The 17,871-nt window shown below is 41.6% G+C and carries 16 protein-coding genes and 1 tRNA gene; 6 read left to right on the top strand and 11 right to left on the bottom strand.

Annotation, left to right across the window (positions count from 1 at the left end):
* Positions 1 to 12 precede the first annotated feature (12 nt).
* A protein-coding gene (locus tag ACZ42C_RS15580) for an IS3 family transposase (protein ID WP_461183819.1) occupies positions 13 to 1,145 on the top strand; the annotation gives its coding sequence in 2 pieces (ribosomal slippage) (positions 13 to 262 and positions 262 to 1,145; 1,134 coding nt in all).
* 646 nt (positions 1,146 to 1,791) lie between these two features.
* Here the strand turns inward: ACZ42C_RS15580 and spoIIE are convergent.
* A complete protein-coding gene (gene spoIIE, locus ACZ42C_RS15575; protein WP_461183734.1) occupies positions 1,792 to 4,245 on the bottom strand; it encodes a stage II sporulation protein E in 2,454 nt (817 codons plus the stop codon).
* A gap of 505 nt (positions 4,246 to 4,750) precedes the next feature.
* Here spoIIE and ACZ42C_RS15570 point away from each other — a divergent pair.
* The 3 genes from ACZ42C_RS15570 (at position 4,751) to ACZ42C_RS15560 (ending at position 6,939) form a co-directional block, all read left to right on the top strand.
* Positions 4,751 to 5,206 (top strand): MarR family winged helix-turn-helix transcriptional regulator, encoded by a 456-nt coding sequence (locus ACZ42C_RS15570; RefSeq protein WP_464891288.1) that lies wholly within the window; start codon positions 4,751 to 4,753, stop codon positions 5,204 to 5,206.
* Positions 5,187 to 6,731, top strand: a complete 1,545-nt coding sequence (locus tag ACZ42C_RS15565) for a DHA2 family efflux MFS transporter permease subunit (protein ID WP_461183735.1) — start codon at positions 5,187 to 5,189, stop codon at positions 6,729 to 6,731. Before ACZ42C_RS15570 ends, ACZ42C_RS15565 begins: the two co-directional genes overlap by 20 nt.
* A 134-nt stretch (positions 6,732 to 6,865) precedes the next feature.
* Positions 6,866 to 6,939, top strand: a tRNA-Met gene (locus ACZ42C_RS15560).
* Positions 6,940 to 7,118: 179 nt separating this feature from the next.
* Here ACZ42C_RS15560 and ACZ42C_RS15555 read toward each other — a convergent pair.
* The 5 genes from ACZ42C_RS15555 to ACZ42C_RS15535 all read right to left on the bottom strand — a co-directional run bounded on the left by ACZ42C_RS15555 (position 7,119) and on the right by ACZ42C_RS15535 (position 9,309).
* The gene (locus ACZ42C_RS15555; RefSeq protein WP_164215585.1) at positions 7,119 to 7,502 is read right to left on the bottom strand and encodes a S1 domain-containing RNA-binding protein; all 384 of its coding nucleotides are present in this window, start codon (positions 7,500 to 7,502) and stop codon (positions 7,119 to 7,121) included.
* 70 nt (positions 7,503 to 7,572) lie between these two features.
* A complete protein-coding gene (locus ACZ42C_RS15550; protein WP_461183732.1) occupies positions 7,573 to 7,953 on the bottom strand; it encodes a septum formation initiator family protein in 381 nt (126 codons plus the stop codon).
* A 5-nt stretch (positions 7,954 to 7,958) separates the two neighbouring features.
* Entirely contained in the window at positions 7,959 to 8,558 is a 600-nt protein-coding gene (yabQ, locus tag ACZ42C_RS15545) for a spore cortex biosynthesis protein YabQ (RefSeq protein ID WP_461183731.1), read from the bottom strand.
* Entirely contained in the window at positions 8,555 to 8,857 is a 303-nt protein-coding gene (gene yabP, locus ACZ42C_RS15540) for a sporulation protein YabP (protein WP_461183730.1), read from the bottom strand. The genes yabQ and yabP overlap by 4 nt, the downstream gene beginning before the upstream one ends.
* Positions 8,858 to 9,018: 161 nt before the next feature.
* Entirely contained in the window at positions 9,019 to 9,309 is a 291-nt protein-coding gene (locus ACZ42C_RS15535; RefSeq protein WP_461183729.1) for a hypothetical protein, read from the bottom strand.
* 383 nt (positions 9,310 to 9,692) lie between these two features.
* On the opposite strand from ACZ42C_RS15535, the gene ACZ42C_RS15530 reads away from it, so the two are divergent.
* Both ACZ42C_RS15530 and ACZ42C_RS15525 read left to right on the top strand, forming a co-directional pair.
* Positions 9,693 to 10,922, top strand: a complete 1,230-nt coding sequence (locus tag ACZ42C_RS15530) for an IS110 family RNA-guided transposase (protein ID WP_464891275.1) — start codon at positions 9,693 to 9,695, stop codon at positions 10,920 to 10,922.
* A gap of 326 nt (positions 10,923 to 11,248) precedes the next feature.
* On the top strand, positions 11,249 to 12,655 hold the full coding sequence (locus ACZ42C_RS15525) for a sodium/glutamate symporter (RefSeq protein WP_461183303.1): 1,407 nt from the start codon (positions 11,249 to 11,251) through the stop codon (positions 12,653 to 12,655).
* Positions 12,656 to 12,805: 150 nt separating this feature from the next.
* Here the strand turns inward: ACZ42C_RS15525 and ACZ42C_RS15520 are convergent, their stop codons facing one another.
* The 5 genes from ACZ42C_RS15520 to spoVT form a co-directional block, all read right to left on the bottom strand.
* Entirely contained in the window at positions 12,806 to 13,063 is a 258-nt protein-coding gene (locus ACZ42C_RS15520) for an RNA-binding S4 domain-containing protein (protein WP_461183304.1), read from the bottom strand.
* A 5-nt stretch (positions 13,064 to 13,068) separates the two neighbouring features.
* A complete protein-coding gene (yabN, locus tag ACZ42C_RS15515; RefSeq protein ID WP_461183305.1) occupies positions 13,069 to 14,517 on the bottom strand; it encodes a bifunctional methyltransferase/pyrophosphohydrolase YabN in 1,449 nt (482 codons plus the stop codon).
* Positions 14,517 to 16,118, bottom strand: a complete 1,602-nt coding sequence (locus ACZ42C_RS15510) for a putative polysaccharide biosynthesis protein (RefSeq protein WP_461183306.1) — start codon at positions 16,116 to 16,118, stop codon at positions 14,517 to 14,519. Before ACZ42C_RS15510 ends, yabN begins: the two co-directional genes overlap by 1 nt.
* 155 nt (positions 16,119 to 16,273) lie before the next feature.
* Entirely contained in the window at positions 16,274 to 16,420 is a 147-nt protein-coding gene (locus ACZ42C_RS15505; protein ID WP_461183307.1) for a hypothetical protein, read from the bottom strand.
* Positions 16,421 to 17,252: 832 nt separating this feature from the next.
* Positions 17,253 to 17,789, bottom strand: a complete 537-nt coding sequence (gene spoVT, locus ACZ42C_RS15500; protein ID WP_461183308.1) for a stage V sporulation protein T — start codon at positions 17,787 to 17,789, stop codon at positions 17,253 to 17,255.
* Between the last annotated feature and the right edge of the window lie 82 nt (positions 17,790 to 17,871).

The following is a 17,871-nucleotide window of genomic DNA, read 5'->3' as shown; positions in this document are numbered from 1 at the left end:
GAGAATCAGTTTATGACCAAAAGACCAAGAAGGACATTTTCAAAGGAGTTTAAAGAACAAATCGTTCAGTTACATGCTTCAGGTAAACCAAGAGCCGAGATTATCAGAGAATACGAGCTGACGCCATCTGCCTTTGATAAATGGGTTCTCCAACATAACACAACTGGATCTTTTGAAGAAAAAGACAATCGTACTCCTGAACAAGAAGAATTAATCAAGTTACGTAAAGAGAACCAAAGGCTTGCCATGGAAAATGATATTTTAAAGCAAGCCGCGCTGATCATGGGACGAAAGTAGATGTGATTCGTAATAATCGACACAAATACTCGGTATCAGCAATGTGCGAAGTCCTGCAAATTCCTAGAAGCACGTACTATTATGAAGCGAAAGAACGTGACACAAAAGAAGAAGAAGAACTAACAAAATTAATTGTAGAAATCTTCCATAAAAACAGACGAGTCTATGGCCAACGGAAAATCAAAGAGAAACTACAAAAGAAAGGCTGGCAAGTCTCTCGCCGTCGGATCGGCAGAATTATGAAAGCTAAAGGACTTGTTTCTAAGTATACAGTTGCCCAATTCAAGCCCCAAAAATCAACCGTAAATGAATCTGACGTGGGAAATGTATTAAACCGTGAGTTTGATCAAAAGCAAGCTCTGAAAGTAGTTGTAAGTGATTTGACATACGTTCGCGTGCAACAAAAATGGCATTATATTTGTGTACTCGTTGATTTACATAACCGTGAAATCATTGGTCACAGTGCTGGTCCAAATAAAGATGCAAGGTTAGTTCAACGTGCTTTTTCGACAGTGCCTTACAACTTAACCAACCTTGAACTGTTTCATACGGATCGAGGCAGTGAGTTTAAGAATCAATTAATTGATGAGGCATTAGCTACATTTAATATCGACAGATCATTAAGCAGTAAAGGTACACCATATGACAACGCAGTAGCAGAGGCAACCTTTAAATCTATTAAAACAGAGTTCGTCAATGGAGCGGTTTTCTCAAGTCAAGAAGAGTTAGATCTTGAATTGTTTGATTACGTCAATTGGTTTAATAACATTCGCATGCACGAGTCACTAGACTATTTAACGCCAAGAGAGTACAAGCTACAGCATCCGTTAGAACAGACTGCTATCTAACACCAATGCGTCCACTTTACTTGGAGAGGCGGGCGTGATAGCCTTTTTGGCTAGCCAGCCGGGTTTTAAATTGGCTGGCTTCCTGGCAAGAAAATCATGCCCGCAGAGGCTCCAAGTCAAGTGAGAAACTGATACAACTATTTTCATTAAAGAGCATTTTATTTAACACCATAAAAAGTTTATATTCCTTAATAAATTTGTTTAGTTTAGTGTTGACATTCCAACACACCATTGGGAGGACCTATGATGCCTCATCTGGCTCTTTGCTCCAAATGACACACCATGGAGGCGACCTATGGTACTTCATTTTGCTCTTTGTTCCAAATGACACACCATTGGGAGGACCTATGATGCTTTATTTTGCTCTTTGCTTCAAATGACACACCATTGGGAGGACCTATGATGCTTCATTTTGCTCTTTGCCCCAAATGACACACCATGGAGGGGACCTATGGCACTTCATCTTGCTCTTTGTTCCAAATGACACACCATGGAGGGGACCTATGGCACTTCATCTTGCTCTTTGCCCCAAATAACACACCTTTGATAGGTGCTATGTTACCTCATTCTTTCACTGAGCTTACGTACCGGTGCTCCTCTGACTGCACTTTGAAATAATTTATTCCCCCAACGACTCTCCTCCACTCTACTGCGCCTCTTTCCGGTACATTGGCACCGCCGCCCATTCCGGGGTGTTTTTCTTTATTTTCGTGACCACCACGGTCATATCATCTTCAATTTCACCGGAGCGCGTCCGGATAACTTCCTCCAGCAGCAGGTCTGCTATTTCCTGCGGGTCATCCGTTTCCATCTCCCGGATCTTCCGTTTCAGCCAAATGTCGGTATTTTCCACATGCTTCGGTCCGTCAAAAATTCCGTCACTCATCATAATCAGTACATCCTCGTGCCTCAACTGCTCACTGACGATATCCACATCGAATTCCTGAATAATTCCCATTGGCAAATTACTGGCCTCAACGGGCAGCAGCTGGTTTCCCCGTTTAATAAAGCTTGGTGTCGAGCCGATCTTTAAAAACCTTACATAAGCATTATTTAAATCAATAACAGCAAGGTCCAGTGTGGCAAACATTTCATCTGTCGTCCGTAAGGCAAGAATGGAGTTAATTGATTTTATAGCGACCTTTTCCGGGATGCCTGTCTGCAGAATCTGCTGCAGGAGCCGTAAAGTTTCCACACTTTCCTCTTTGGCCCGTTTTCCATTGCCCATACCATCACTGATCGCCATGGCAAACTTGCCTGCACCGAGTTCAATTGTCGTATAGCTGTCTCCGGAAATTAACCCTCCACCTTTCGCAGCATTGGCAGCACCTGTCTCCACGATAAATTCCTTTGCTGATCCAAATGCCAAATAACTGAATCCGTTCGGGAATGGGGAAATTTCTTCATGCTTCACAACAACCATCTCCTGTAAAATATCCGTCAGCACGGGAGCAATAAGCTTTGCCCCTTCCCCATGATAGGAATAAACCGATATTGTCATTTCAATATCGACATTGCCTTTTTCCAAACTATAAATATCCAGCTTTTCCAAATCCAAGCCAAGATTTCTCAATGCATGCATAATTTCCATCTCCTGCTTTTCGTGATGCTGCCGCTCTTTTAAAATCTCTCTGGCAAAGTCATCCATGACCTCCGAAATTCCGTCCAGCTGTTCCGCAACCAGCCGTTTGCTCTCCACAACCTGCTTTTTCAGCTTGCGGTTGGCTTCAAATATCGTCATTTCCTCTTTCATTGCTTCCAATACTTTCTTCGGTTTTACACAGTAATTTTCGAACTCTCTGGCCGTTTTCCGGTTGATCTTTGTTCCGGCATTCATATCCGACTTCATTTCTTCCATTAATGTATACGTTTTATCAAATTCCTTTTGCCAGCATCTTTCCTTCATAAAGCAGCTTTGGCAGGTCCGCTCTGTCACCTGGCTCAAGAAATAATCCGTTTCTCTTCTCTCCTCCTGTTCATCAACGGCGTTTCCATTCTCCGCAGAAAAACTTTTGGACAGTGCCGCGAATACATCAGAAAATTGTTCAACTCGTTTTGCGGTAACATTTCTTACCTTCTGTAAATATTGATTCTGTTCATTTGTATATTCTTCTGTTCCCGGTATATAGCGGGAAAGCCTTTTAAACCAGCTGGCAGGTGTCATAATAAATAATGCGATGGCAATAAGTGATTCCAGCATGGCAGGAAACAGCGCATCAGCATTGCCGTATATCCCAATTAAAAACGTACCCGCCAATAAACCAATGGCAACCCCGGGCTTTTTTCCTTCTTTTAAAAGTCCGCCCAATAGACCTGAAAATGCCAAAAGGCTCATTTGATACAGATTGGCAACATTGGCCAAAGAGAGAATTAAGCCTGCGACAACACCGACGGTTGAACCAATGGCAGCCCCTCCGACAAATGCCAGTACCAATACAAAATAGCGTGAAAATACCTGTTCCACCGAGGCGCCATAAATGGACCAGCCGATCATCCCTGTTAAGATGGAGGCGATGAGAATAATCATGCAAACAATTTCTTCATTTTTTAATGAAGGTTTAAATCTTTTTGGTGCTATTAACGGAACGCTTTGCATAAAGATAAGTAAAAGCACTGTTCCGAGCACCCCTTCAACAATGAGGAGCATCCATTCATAGGAGGATAACTGGCCATATATGGAATATAAAAATATACGTGGAACGGCAGTGGATAGAAAGACAAATATGGGAATAAGAAGTTCCTGATTTTTCACTTGTTTAAATATACCTGCCATAAAAATAAATAAAAGCATGGCAATGAAAAGAAAAATACTATGTGTAATGGAAAAAGTCAGTGCTCCTGCCAGCACAGCAAGCATGGACACTGCTGCTTTTTCCCTGTGTAAAAACCATATGGTAGCCAAAAAAGCAACGGCAAATGGGGACACTTCCTCCAGAATGACCGCTCTGCCCAATAAAAATCCTACAGCGTAAAATAACCACCCTTTCTCCAGCAAAACCGCTTTCATTTTAGCTGTAAGCTTTGCTTGCAGCCTTCTTACATTGCTTGTCCCATCCTTTCTAAGTGTAGTTGGTTCTACCCTTGTAATCGAATTTAGCATACCTTTTACCCTCCTCTTGTGGGTAACATTTAACCATAGGTTGTATTTATTTTTTGTCAAAATGGGAGAGCTGATCCAATAAATCGTTCGACGGTATTCTTTTGGAATGGCATATTTCAACACGAACACGCGTATGGGAAAAAAGAGTATTCCCGCAGCCATCCTCTATGGCTTTTTTTCATTTACAGAGGATTTGCCGAATAACATGTTGTTCTGGCGAAACACGGTAAGCAAAGTGACATGAAAGTAATTTTTTTTAAAACCTCAACTAACAATGACCCCGTTCTTTATTCGCTGCCGGGGAATCTAATGATATATCTCCATACTAACCGGAACTGATGCACAAACCGGCATTCCCCTTGTATTTGTATACCTTTAATCAGAGGTATGCCAGGGAAACGCATTTCCAAAACCTGTTCCTTGTCAATTCGCCCTCCATCCTTTATAATATACTTCTGTTATCGAATTGTTCGTGCGCGAACTATTTATGTGTCAAGGAGAATAAATGATGGATCAAAGGGAAAAAATCAGTGAGATTCTTAGTTCCTTTCGAAAAGTAAATAAATATCTTTATAGACAAATGTGGCATCATGCCAATGAATTAGGTGTCACTGTCGTGCAGCTTAGGTTTCTTAAAATCATTTCAGACTGCCCGGATATCAGCCTCCTTGAGGTTACAGATAAAATGGAAATGAGCAAAAGTACTGCCAGCAGTGTAGTGGATCGTTTGGTGAAAGCAGGACTCGTAAAAAGGGAAAAATCGAAAACCGACAGAAGAGCTGTTGTACTTCGGCTTACAGCGCTGGGTGAAGAAAAAGAAAAGGAAGGCTATGCTTTATTTCATCAGCGGATGGAGCGGCTGCATGAATTAAGCGAGCAAGACGTGAGGAAACTGCTTCACCTTCATGACCAGATAGCTGAAAAGATTACAGTTGATGGAGATGACAATTTTGAAAGATAGAAGTGCAGTTATCGATACAACCAACATACCAAGAGTACCCATCATATTTGTCATGGTGTTGGGTGCTTTTGTTGCCATACTGAACCAGACATTATTAAATATAGCTTTGCCGGTAATGATTGTGGACTTGGAAATGTCCGCCAATGCTGCACAATCATTAACAACTATTTTTATGCTGGTTAATGGGATTTTAATTCCAATAACCGCTTTTTTAATGGAAAAGTTCACAACTCGGCAGCTGTTTTTGACAGCCATGTCCCTGTTTGCATTGGGGACGCTTATTTGCGGGGTATCTTTTTCTTTCCCTGTTCTTCTTACCGGCAGAATTGTACAAGCATCTGGCGCGGGAATTATGATGCCGCTCCTCATGAACGTTATCCTAAGTTTATTTCCGGTTGAAAAACGGGGTTCAGCAATGGGATGGATCGGGCTGGCAATGATGTTTGCTCCTGCCATTGGACCTACACTTTCAGGGATCATTGTCCAAAGTTTTTCCTGGCGTGTGCTATTTTTTATTGTATTGCCTATTGCAATAATAGATATTATTTTTGCCTATTTTCTCCTGCGCAATGTGACAAGACTATCCAATCCGAAAGTAGATTACCTATCTATTGTTCTATCAACGTTTGCTTTTGGGGGATTACTCTATGGATTCAGCAGTGCCGGAGAAATGGGCTGGAGCTCTCCATTGGTCTTTATTCCGCTGGGGATTGGCAGCATCGTAATGATTTTCTTTGTCAAACGCCAACTCCGACTGAAGACACCAATGCTGGAGTTTCGGGTGTTCAAGTACAACATGTTCACTTTGACGACAGTCATCAGTGTGGTAGTGACCATGTCCATGTTTGCAGCGATGATTTTAATTCCCATCTATTTGCAAAATGTCCGCGGTTTTTCCCCGCTGGAATCCGGTTTGCTGTTACTTCCCGGGGCTATATTGTCTGCGCTGATGTCTCCCATAACCGGAAGGCTGTTTGACCATATCGGTGCCCGGCCACTTGCCTTAGTCGGACTGGGGATCACTACTATAACCACCTATATGTTTGCCAATCTGACAGACGAGACAGGTTATTATTTTATGATGATTGCTTACAGCCTTAGAATGGTAGGCATATCAATGATTATGATGCCGATCATGACAGCCGGGCTGAACCAGCTGCCAAAACAGCTGTATTCACACGGCACTGCCATGGCCAACACGTTAAGACAAATGTCCGGATCCATCGGTACTGCCTTTTTAGTAACCATTATGAGTGCCCAGGCAGCGAAGTATACTGTGGAATTTATGCCGTCCGGCGGGAATGTTTCAAATGAGCATCTCGCCATCATTGAGAACCTGGCAACGATTGAAGGAATTAATGATGCCTTCTTGGTTTCCACCCTGCTTGCCCTATTGGCATTTATATTGTCATTCTTTATTAAGCGGGTTCGACCTCCGGAAAAAGAGGAAGAAGACATGGTAAAAGGGCACTATCCCCTCAGCCATTCCAAGTTAAAAGGACGCAAAAGTGCAACGAATCACTAAAAATTAAATTCGGCTTCCCATTGGAAGGTTAGGGTAGCCGAGTTTTTCCCATTGACACAAACGAAACTCTGTTGTATGATATTTTTTGTGCGAAAGGGTAACAGGTTCCCAATTGTTAATAACATAACTCATATGGCGGTGTAGCTCAGCTGGCGAGAGCGTACGGTTCATACCCGTAAGGTCGGGGGTTCGATCCCCTCCGCCGCTATTAACTAAAGAATTATTATTCCGGTTAGCGATGAACAAAACGGTGGGACAGCATTCAATACAATTCCACTTGATGCCGGAACCGGACGAAAGTAAAATTATAAAAAAAGCAGGTATCACCACATCGGTTGATACCTGCTTTTTTATATGAATAGAGCATTATCTATAGACAGCAAACTGCTATCCTCTTTTAGCACCTCGACCTCCACGCTTGGATTCCGTATGCTTTTTCAAAGAGGCTAAGCGTTCATCAGAATCTTTCAGGAAACGATTCATTTTCGCTTCAAATGATTCTGTACGCTCACGATGATCTCTTTGTCGCTTCGGTCTATCCTTTGCTTTTTTAATGGACAATCCGATTTTACCATCTTTCTCAACATTAATGACCTTCACTGTTACTTCATCGCCAACAGTCAGATGATCATTAATGTCTTTCACATAGTTGTCGGCAACTTCACTAATATGAACGAGGCCTGTCTTCCCTTCCTCCAGCTCGACAAACGCGCCGAAATTAGTGATACCTGTTACCTTTCCCTGCAGCTTGCTGCCTACTTCGATTGACATAAAAAAAATGCTCCTCCTTAAGTTTTAAATACATTTTCTATTATATTATAGCTAAGCAATCAAAAGTGTGTCAATATGACGACTCTTCTTCCGGAAGTTTAAATATTAATTCGCCTTCTTTGGAGAAAAAATAATTCGTTCTTGCAATCTCCAACACATATTCTTCATTATTCAGTAATTCAATTTCTTCCTTCATCGCTTCCTCTTCTTTTTGCAATACTTCCAGCTCTTCCTCAAGCTGTTCAAACTGTTCTTCCTTCTCCGTATGTAGTGCACGCTGATTCATATGGTAGGAAGCCATACTTCCGATGGTGATGGCTGCTATAATAGAAAATAAAACAAGCCTGCGAATCAGCCGCTGCTTTTTTCGCCTTTGTCTCTCTACGTGTGCATCATACTGTTTCATGTAATTGGAGTCCAGTCTTGTTACTGTTTTTTTTCTATCAGACACAGCTTCTACCTCCTCTTCCTTTTGATATATTCCCATATCTTATTACATATATTCTTCATTGTACTATAAAATCCTGCAATTTTGTTTAAAAATATTTTAAATCGTTTTGGAAGCAGTTGGTAGAAGCCCTGAAACACCCATCTAATCGGGGTAAAAATAACGCGAAAAAGAAATGAAAGTACTGAAATAATGACTTTATAAAGCCCTAATATAATAGAAATAATCAGCATGAGGAGCCAGCGGATCGGATGAATAATCAATACACGGATAAGCCGATCCATAAAGCGGTATATTGCTTTAATGACTAAAATAATTCTTTCCAGCAATTTTTTATACAACCTGGCAGCAAAAACCTGATAGATGGCAAAGCCGAGCAGACAGGCCAAGAAAATATATAACCTTAACTCTCCCCCATTCACCCGGAAGAGAACATAAAATAAAATAATTGTTTGCATCAGCCAAAAGCTTGTCTCCATTACATAGGGAAAAATCACTCTATGCTTCCAACTGGAGGAAAAACGGCGAAAGGTATCCAGTACCAGACCTAAGTAAAATCCGCCCGATGTCATGGCAATCATCGTAATAAACTGCGTACTCAACGTCATCTGAATAGCTTGCTAAAGAATCCTTTAGCTTTCTCCTGCTGATGTTCATCCACATAGGAAAGCTCATATATTTTTCCTTTAATGACTACATTTCCTTCCCCGACATCCAGGTTTTTCAGCTGCAGATTGTGTCCTCTGACAATTAAATAACCCATGACCGTTTCCAGCAGGAATTCTTCATTGTCAAAGCTGTCCACTTCCTTTACCCCACTGATCTCAAGATTTTTCCGATTGTTGATTTTTACATAATGATCTGTCTGTACACGATTTATACTTTCACGATTTTCATAGTAATTCATGGAAAAGCCCTCCTTATCATTATTACTTTATGAAAGGAGGGACAAGGTTAGAACTTTTTTCATGGGGAAAATGAAGATAAAAGCAGGAGGAAATTTTAACATATAAGAAATTTTCTCCAGGGTGCTCCTTGTACCTGCTGGTTACATCAATCAGGTTATGTCTAAAGCAGAACGAACACAAGCCAGAACATGGTCATGCCGCCAAGGATGAAAGTGGCAACGAAGAAGATGGCAAATTGTTTTTCATTAATCTTCTGCTGGTTTACATAATAAAGACTTAACCCCAGGGCGACCACAAAGAAAGAGACACATATAATAGCCATCATATTTACAAAGAAAATAAACCCACCGTCAAACAAACTATATAAATACCTGGATAATGGCTCGCCGGCTACTCCGCTTATTGCTGCCAAAACCACTAACAGCCAAAGTATTTTTAACTGCTTAGGCAAAGTCTGTTTCCCCCTCGTATAGTATATTTAGGCCCATAATTTTGAGCCTATAAGATTCTTACTTTTATAAAAATATAGTCAAATCTCTTGGATGTCCTGAGATATTTCTAGATAATGGTCTTAGGATCATTTGGGACAATTCTTTTCCCCCTTGTGGCTCGACCACATTAGAAAGACTGTTTCCCAGTGTACGTGCGGACCTTCCTACTCGCAGGCTGTGCACCCTGATTATCGAACCTGGATGGTAGTAGCTCTAGGGCGGCTTTCGAATCAGGGATAGTACTTATACACGAGGTTGTTGATCGACGTTCACACTAGGGATATCTCAGGGCGTCCAAGAAATAAGTACCAATGATTCTAAATCGAAAGGAGGAATTCCCCCCATGAAATTATTTGTTGGTCTAGATGTTAGTTCTTTTGATATTAAGGTTTGTTTTCTAAATGGTGAAGGAGAGAAACTTCGTTCCTTCACAGTATCCAATGATTTGCCTGGTGCCACTGTTTTACGTGATTCTATTTTAGAGAGTATACAAAGCCAAAAAAGCCATTTGATTAAAATTGGTCTTGAATCTACTTCAGTTTATAGCTTTCATCCATCCATGTTTTTACATAATGATGAAACGCTTAAGGCACTTGGTACAGAAGTATTCGTTATGAATCCCAAACAGATTGCGAACTTTAAAAAGAGTTACAGTGATATGGACAAAACGGATGAAATTGATGCGTTTGTCATTGCCGATTATTTACGCTTTGGGCGTTTGCCAATGTCTGTTGTTAAAGAGCAGCAGTATGTTGCGCTTCAACAACTTACTCGCTCTCGTTACCAACTCATCCGTCAAGTAACTAAAGAAAAACAACACTTTCTTCAGCACTTAAGTTTTAAATGCAACACCTTCACAGAGGAAGTGGAGTCTTCTGTCTTCGGCAATGCCATGATGGAGCTGTTTTATGAGAAATACAGCCTTGATGAACTGGCGCAAATGCCAATAGAAGATTTAGCAGCATTTCTTCAAGAGAAAGGCAGGAACCGCTTTGATGATCCAGAGTGTGTAGCTAAATCAATCCATAAAGCTGTTCGTTCTTCCTATCGCCTAGATAAGGTTGTAGAGGACTCTATAGACATCATTCTTGGCACTACTATTGAGGTCATAAGGACTCTTCAAAAGCAAGTAAAAGAGATTGATAAAGCGATCAAGCGAATTATGGCTGGATTACCTCAAACACTTCAAACGGTACCTGGTATAGGTCCAGTATTTACAGCAGGCATTATCGCTGAGATTGGGCAGATAGACCGTTTTGAAGGTGAAACAAAAATCGCAAAGTATGCGGGCCTTTATTGGCGTAAACACCAATCAGGGCGCTTTACGGCTGATGATACTTCGCTATCACGTAATGGTAATCAGTATCTCCGATATTACTTAGTTGAAGCCGCCAACCGGGTAAGAAGAGAGATTCCTGAATACCAAGTGTATTATGAAAAGAAGTATCGAGAAGTACCGAAACATCAACACAAAAGAGCCCTCGTTCTAACCGCAAGAAAATTAGTGCGTTTGGTGGATGCGCTACTACGTAATCACCAAATCTACACGCCGAAAAGGAGCGTGAATATATGAAGCTAAATTGCTTCTAATATCCTTTGTGTTATTTCCAGTAATTTACATTATTTTACTGGTCTAGTTTCTTGATGCCTTTTTTAAGCAAATTGAACCTTGACAATTAAATAATTTAACATTTTTCTCTTGACATACTACCGCAGGTCTTTAAATCAAAACTTACAGCTTATTCTAGCATAGAATAAGATAAAGTCCAGAAAAATACAAAAATAGCCTCTCTCCTTATCAAAATTGTTCATTTAATGGTTGCTTGGTTTAAAACAAAATAATCAAGGGAACATTTCAGCTGAACAACCGCGTTAAAAAAGGAGGGACATGTCAATATTATGACACCGGATCAGATTGGTTTCGCCTTATTATACTTAGGTCTTTTTTTATTCATCAGTAAATGGATTCGCCTCCGTGTGAAATGGCTGCAATCTTTATTTATCCCCTCATCGGTCATCGCAGGATTTTTGGCCTTGTTTCTCGGACCACAAGTTTTGGGGAACATATTAGGTCAATTTGTTGGTGAGAATACTGTTTGGTCAAATGGCCTGATACCGGCCGCGACGGTAGAAGTCTGGGCCGAGCTGCCCGGTTTGATGATTAACGTTGTGTTTGCCACTTTATTTTTAGGAGTAGCTATCCCCGGAATCAAGCGTTTATGGAATGTCGGCGGTCCGCAGTTTGCGTTTGGCTGGACGATCGGCTGGGGTCAATATGTTATTGGTATTGTGCTGGCTCTCTTGGTTTTGGGTCCATTATTTGGCATGCCGCCGGTGGCCGGGGCGTTAATAGAAATTGCTTTTGAAGGCGGGCACGGAACGGCTGCAGGACTGCAGGGCACCTTTGAGGAAATTGGCTTTCCGGAAGGTTATGACCTTTCCATCGGTCTGGCCACGATCGGGATTCTTACCGGTGTTATTACCGGTATTATTTTAATTAACTGGGCCGTCAGACGGGGGAAAACGAAAGTCATCCAGGATACAAAGGGATTCAGTTCGCTCCGCAGGCAAGGGATCGTTGAATTTGAAAACCGTGAGCCTGCTGCAAAAATGACAGTGCGGCCCGAATCCATTGAGCCACTTTCCTTCCATTTTGCGGTCGTTGGGATTGCCATTCTCATCGGGTTTGTCATCTTGGAAGCATTAATTTGGCTTGAAAGCGTGTTGACGGCCGATTCTGATTTTATGACATATATTCCGCTTTTCCCGCTGGCCATGATTGGCGGAATTATTTTGCAGTTATTTTTCAGCAAGGTCGATAGGCAAGAAATACTGGATCGGAATATGATGAATCGGATTCAAGGTTTGGCACTCGATATTTTAATCCTCAGTGCGATTGGAACTGTTTCCATTGATGTCATCGGTGATAACCTTGTGCCATTCTTATTATTGGCTGCCGTCGGGATTATTTGGAATATCATCGGCTTTCTCATTCTTGCTCCGCGTTTCATTCCAACTTACTGGTTTGAGCGCGGGATTGGGGATTTTGGACAATCCATGGGTGTCACAGCAACCGGTCTGTTACTTATGCGTGCTGCAGATCCGGATAATAAATCCCCTGCTTTTGAAGCATTTGGCTACAAACAATTGGCATATGAGCCATTCCTTGGGGGCGGGCTTGTAACTGCTTTGTCTGTCCCGCTTATTTTCCAGTTCGGTGCCATACCGTTCTTAATCTTCTCGGTTGTTATGTGTATCATTGGTTTGTTCACCGGTTTGTTTTACTTTGGAAGGAAGAAAAAATGAATGGAGCCGTCGGAACGGTTCCATTCATTTTTTATTTTTTATACCAGATTGGATTACCTTCCGGGGTCTGAATAAGGCGATATCTTTTATTTCCAAGTTACTCAGTTGACTGGCTTTTGGAACAAGTAAAGTTTCTCCCCGAGTTGGATTCTATTCTGCCTTTTCTTCTTTAAGTACGGTATATAGTGATTGCGCTTCATCTTTCTTTACATTTTCTCTCAGATCATTTACCTGAAGTGTAACAAGTTTTTGCCCGAATTTAATGACCAATTCATCCCCTTTGGACACGGTGGAGGAAGCCTTTGCTTTATTACCATTAATTGTTATTCTTCCCTGATCGGCGACTTCCTTTGCCATCGTCCGCCTTTTAATTAAACGGGAAATTTTTAAAAATTTATCCAGACGCATAATTTTTACTCCCTTCTCTTTGCCTGATTCCACAGGTCGTCCATTTCTTCCAGTGATGTTTGTTTTATATCCTTTTGCTGTTTTTTCAGCTGTGTTTCAATAAAGGAGAATCTTGAAACAAATTTTGTATTTGACCGGTTCAATGCGACTTCCGGGTTAATTTTATAATACCTTGCCAGGTTCGCAAGTACAAACAGGACATCGCCCAGCTCTTTTTCAATTTCTGCCGGATCATCGTTCTGAACAGCCTCCCCCACTTCCATCAGTTCTTCATCCAGCTTGTCCCACACACCGCTCACATCCTCCCATTCAAAGCCGACTTTTGCTGCTTTTTGCTGCAGTTTGTACGCTTTGGCAAGAGAAGGAAGATGCTTTGGAATGCCATCCAACACAGATGCTGCTGCTTCTTTTCCTTTTTCCTCTTTTTTTAATTCATCCCAGTTTTTATACACTTCCTCCACGGTTTCCACATCTGTCGTGCCAAAGACATGCGGGTGGCGATGAATCATTTTGTCTGTAAGCGACCGAATGACATCCTCCACCTGAAAATATCCCTCATCCTCGCCAATTTGACTGTGGAGCATGACTTGCAGAAGAACATCTCCCAGTTCCTCGATAATATGTTCATCATCCTCCTGATCGATGGCATCAATCAGCTCATACACCTCTTCTATTGCATATGGACGCAAGGATTCATGAGTTTGCTTCCGATCCCACGGACAACCATTCGGCCCTCTTAATACCGCGATAATTTCCCGAAGTCTTACAAAAGTATGATTCAAGAGGTAATCCGGCGCCGGAGGTACATACACACTCGTTAAATTGCTCATTTCCATCGTGCGGTCCAACTCTTCCAGTGGCACTTCTCTAATGATCTCTTCACGGCTTCCTGCAGCTTCCACAATGGTCAGCGTATAATCAGGCGGCAAATCCTCCAGGAGAGCGAGTTTCACTTCAGAAGCGATAAACCGGTCATACACCTGGCAAAAAATAAGATGCTGGCGGTAATTCAGTTGACTGCGGTCAAAAGCGGTTCCATCCACAAACTGAAATCCTTCTATCGGGTCTATTGTCAGTGCTGTAAACAGATCGTCCAAATAACTTTGTCCACCCGAGATTTCCACTTCAATATCTTTTTGTTCCAATAACAGCTGTACCGTCTTTTCGGCAAGCATCGGGTGACCCGGCACCGTATAAATAATGGATCCTTCCTTCGCTTTTTCAAGCAGGGAGCCTGTAATACCCTCGTATACCTGCTCAAATTGTGTTTCCATCTCATAAACATGATCAAAACCTTCAAAAGTAAGGCCCTCTTCTTGCAGAGACTGTATAACAGGGTGCTGTAAAGTCCTTGTGTAAATCGTTTTCCCCGATTGTTTCAGTTTTTTATATAATCCAAGCGGCAGTTGATCCAGATCCCCTGCCCCAAGACCGATAATTTCAATTTTTCCCATCATACTTTCCTCCTGGCGTATATTTTCAAAAACAATGAATGCATAGGCAGCATGCACAGCTCTTCTTCCCGAAAAGCCCGCCATCTTACCAAACAATAGATGTAAAGCATTCCGCCAATAACAGAAACAAATATACAGTAGAATAATAGATAAAGACGTGAGGCGGCAGCCTGTTCTGCAACAAAGAAGTCCATGGCCAGAACAAATAGCACCATGACTCCCCCGGCTTTCATAAAGGCCGGCCAATTTATTTTCCGGAAAAAGTGCAGCTCCGGCAGTTTCCGTTTTAACGTATACGTAACGAGTATACAAAGGACGAGCAGGCTCATTACCGTGGCAATAGCACTGCCGGTAATCCCCAACCATGGAACGAGGAGCCGATTGGCTGTCCATTTTATGAGGAAGGCAATGAGGATAAAACCTGCTGTCCTTTTCCTGTAATCCAGCCCCTGCAGAATGGCAGCCCCGGTCATCGCGAGAGAACTTAAAAATATGGACAACACGAGGATTTGTAAATCACTTGTTCCTTTGTCATTTTGAAATAATAATGTATTTGCTTCCGGAAACAGCAATATTAAACCGATGGTCGCACCTACCGCCAGATAAAAACTGAATAATAACGTTCCCTGTATGTACGAATAAAAGGGTTTTGGATTTTCCCTCCACTTTTGCTTTGAAACCGAGGGAAGCAGTGCCAGGGCAAAAGAGGAGCCTAACACCGTCCCGAGCTGAATCAACGGCTGCCCTCTGTCAAATACCCCTTTTGCTTCCATTGCCTCGAGCTTTGTCATCCCATAATCCATTAAACCCGGGATAAGTGTAAATGTATCTGCAAACTGAATAATAATTAAAACCATATGATTTAAAGATGCAACTATTCCCAGTGTAAACAAGGTTCGGATGTAATAATTCCACGGAATGGCAGACACCGTTTTCTGTTTTTCCAGTGTCCCTCCAGATAGACTTTTTAACAAAATTACAACTAAAATTAAAGTCGCCACAGTTGCTCCCAAAATAGATGCCACCACAGCAGCATGTCCGACAAAATAGATATTTGTCCCGGTCATCACGATATAAACCGCTGCAAAAATAATTAATGAAACACGAACTAATTGTTCTCCGATCTGGGAGTAGGCAGTTGGCTTCATCACTATATTCCCTTGAAAATACCCTCTTAATAAGGCAGTTAATGGCACCAGCAAAAACACAAACGCACCAAGCTGATAAATAGACTCTAAATTTTCATCCCCTATAAATACTGCCAGCGAGTCTGCATTCAATAGAAGAAAAACAAACATTGAGATACAGATACAGAACAAAATAATGAAAATGGGGAAATAAAATCTTTTGAAAGTCAGAGGTTTTTCTTCTGCTTTCATATCCATTGCCATTTTTGAAATGGCTGAAGGAAAACTGTAAAGCGCCAAGATAACTGCAATCGCCAATATAGGGTAGATCTGCTGGTAAATATAAAACCCGATATCACCTGTCAGGTTTTGAAGGGGAATCCGGTATCCCGCACTTAATACCTTACTGATCAGGCCTGCCAAAGTAAGGAGTAATGCACCTTTTACTATATTATTTGATTCATTTCCGGTCATATAAACTGTCCTTTTAAATTAGCTGTACATAAGTTTTTTGCATGAAGCATGTCCCCTTATTATAGCACAAGAGGAAGGAGTTTGAGGTATTGGCTCTTATCGGAATCTCTTGGTGGATCCATATTCAACTTCTAAGGGAGCGTAAGAAATTCTAACTACATGTTATTTTCTTCAGGACCAACGCCCAATTCTTCTACTACGACTGCACCTAAAGTTGTCTCAGCAAATAATGGTAGCTCTTTCAGTTCATTTAGTGAAATGGCATACCATTGGAGACGTCTATGGTACGTCTTCCACTCCATTTAACGAAATGGCATACCATTGGAAACGTCTATGGTACGTCTTCCACTCCGTTCAGGAAAATGGCATACCATTGGAGACGTCTATGGTACGTCTTCCACTCCATTCAGGAATATGGCATACCATAGGAAACATCTATGGTACGTCTTCCACTCCATTTAGTGAAATGACATACCATTGAAGACATCAATGATACGTCTTCCACTCCATTTAGGAATATGGCATACCATAGGAATCATCAATGGTACGTCTTCCACTCCATTTAGTGAAATGGCATACCATTGGAGACGTCTATGGTACGTCTTCCACTCCATTCAGGAATATGGCATACCATTGGAGACGTCTATGGTACGTCTTCCACTCCATTCAGGAATATGGCATACCATAGGAAACATCTATGGTACGTCTTCCACTCCATTCAGGAAAATGACATACCATAGGAATCATCTATGGTACGTCTTCCACTCCATTTAGTGAAATTGCATGCCATTGAAGACATCAATGGTACGTCTTTCACTCCATTTAGTGAAATGGCATACCATTGGAGACGTCTATGGTACGTCTTCCACTCCATTTATGAATATGGCATACCATAGGACATCAGTGCGCAAATAGTAAAAACGAGATACCATAGTAAGCTTCTCTCAAATAGGATGCATTCAGCTTGTGCTTATGTGCACAGTGGAAGCAGAGTCGGATACCAACCTGTTTAACATTACAGATATCATCGCAATATAAAAGTAGAGCAAAAACCAATAACTAAAGGTTTTTGCTCTACTGGAACACTAGAGATGCTGCGACAATGCAAAAATTACAGTGGTACTTCCCAACCAGTTATTCCATCTGTTTTGCCAAAAATCCTGCTGCCGTTTCCACTGCTTTTTGTTCCACCTCGCCAAGCTTTTCATTTTCTTTGGAGAAGACCATAACACATCCTATTGCATCACCATTGGCAATGATCGGGCTGATGCAGTATGAAGTCAGCTCCACTTTATTTCCCACGGTGATTTCCAATGTTTCCGATTCTTTTTCAAAGATCTGTGTTCTGTTTTCCATCGTTTTTGCCAGCTGTGATCCAATTGGCTTTTTTAAGTAATCCTTTTTCGATTCTCCGCTGATTGCAATAATTTCATCCCTGTCACAGATGGCAACGGGTGACTGGAGGGAATCAAACAAAGCCTCTGCATATTCCTGTGCAAAATGTCCCAATTCATTGATTGGAGAATATTTTTTTAAAATAACTTCTCCTTCTCTGTCCACAAATATTTCCAATGGATCTCCTTCGCGTATTCGTAATGTTCTTCTGATTTCTTTAGGAACAACTACTCTGCCTAAATCATCAATGCGGCGCACTATTCCTGTTGCTTTCATTCGTTAGCAGTTCCCCTTTCCTAAGATGAGTGTCTGGTAGTGATTTCATTTTTTCATTTCTTTTGACAACAAAGGCATTCCG

This window comes from Virgibacillus kimchii (genome assembly GCF_055379185.1).
This window is presented reverse-complemented; position numbering and strand designations above follow the sequence as displayed.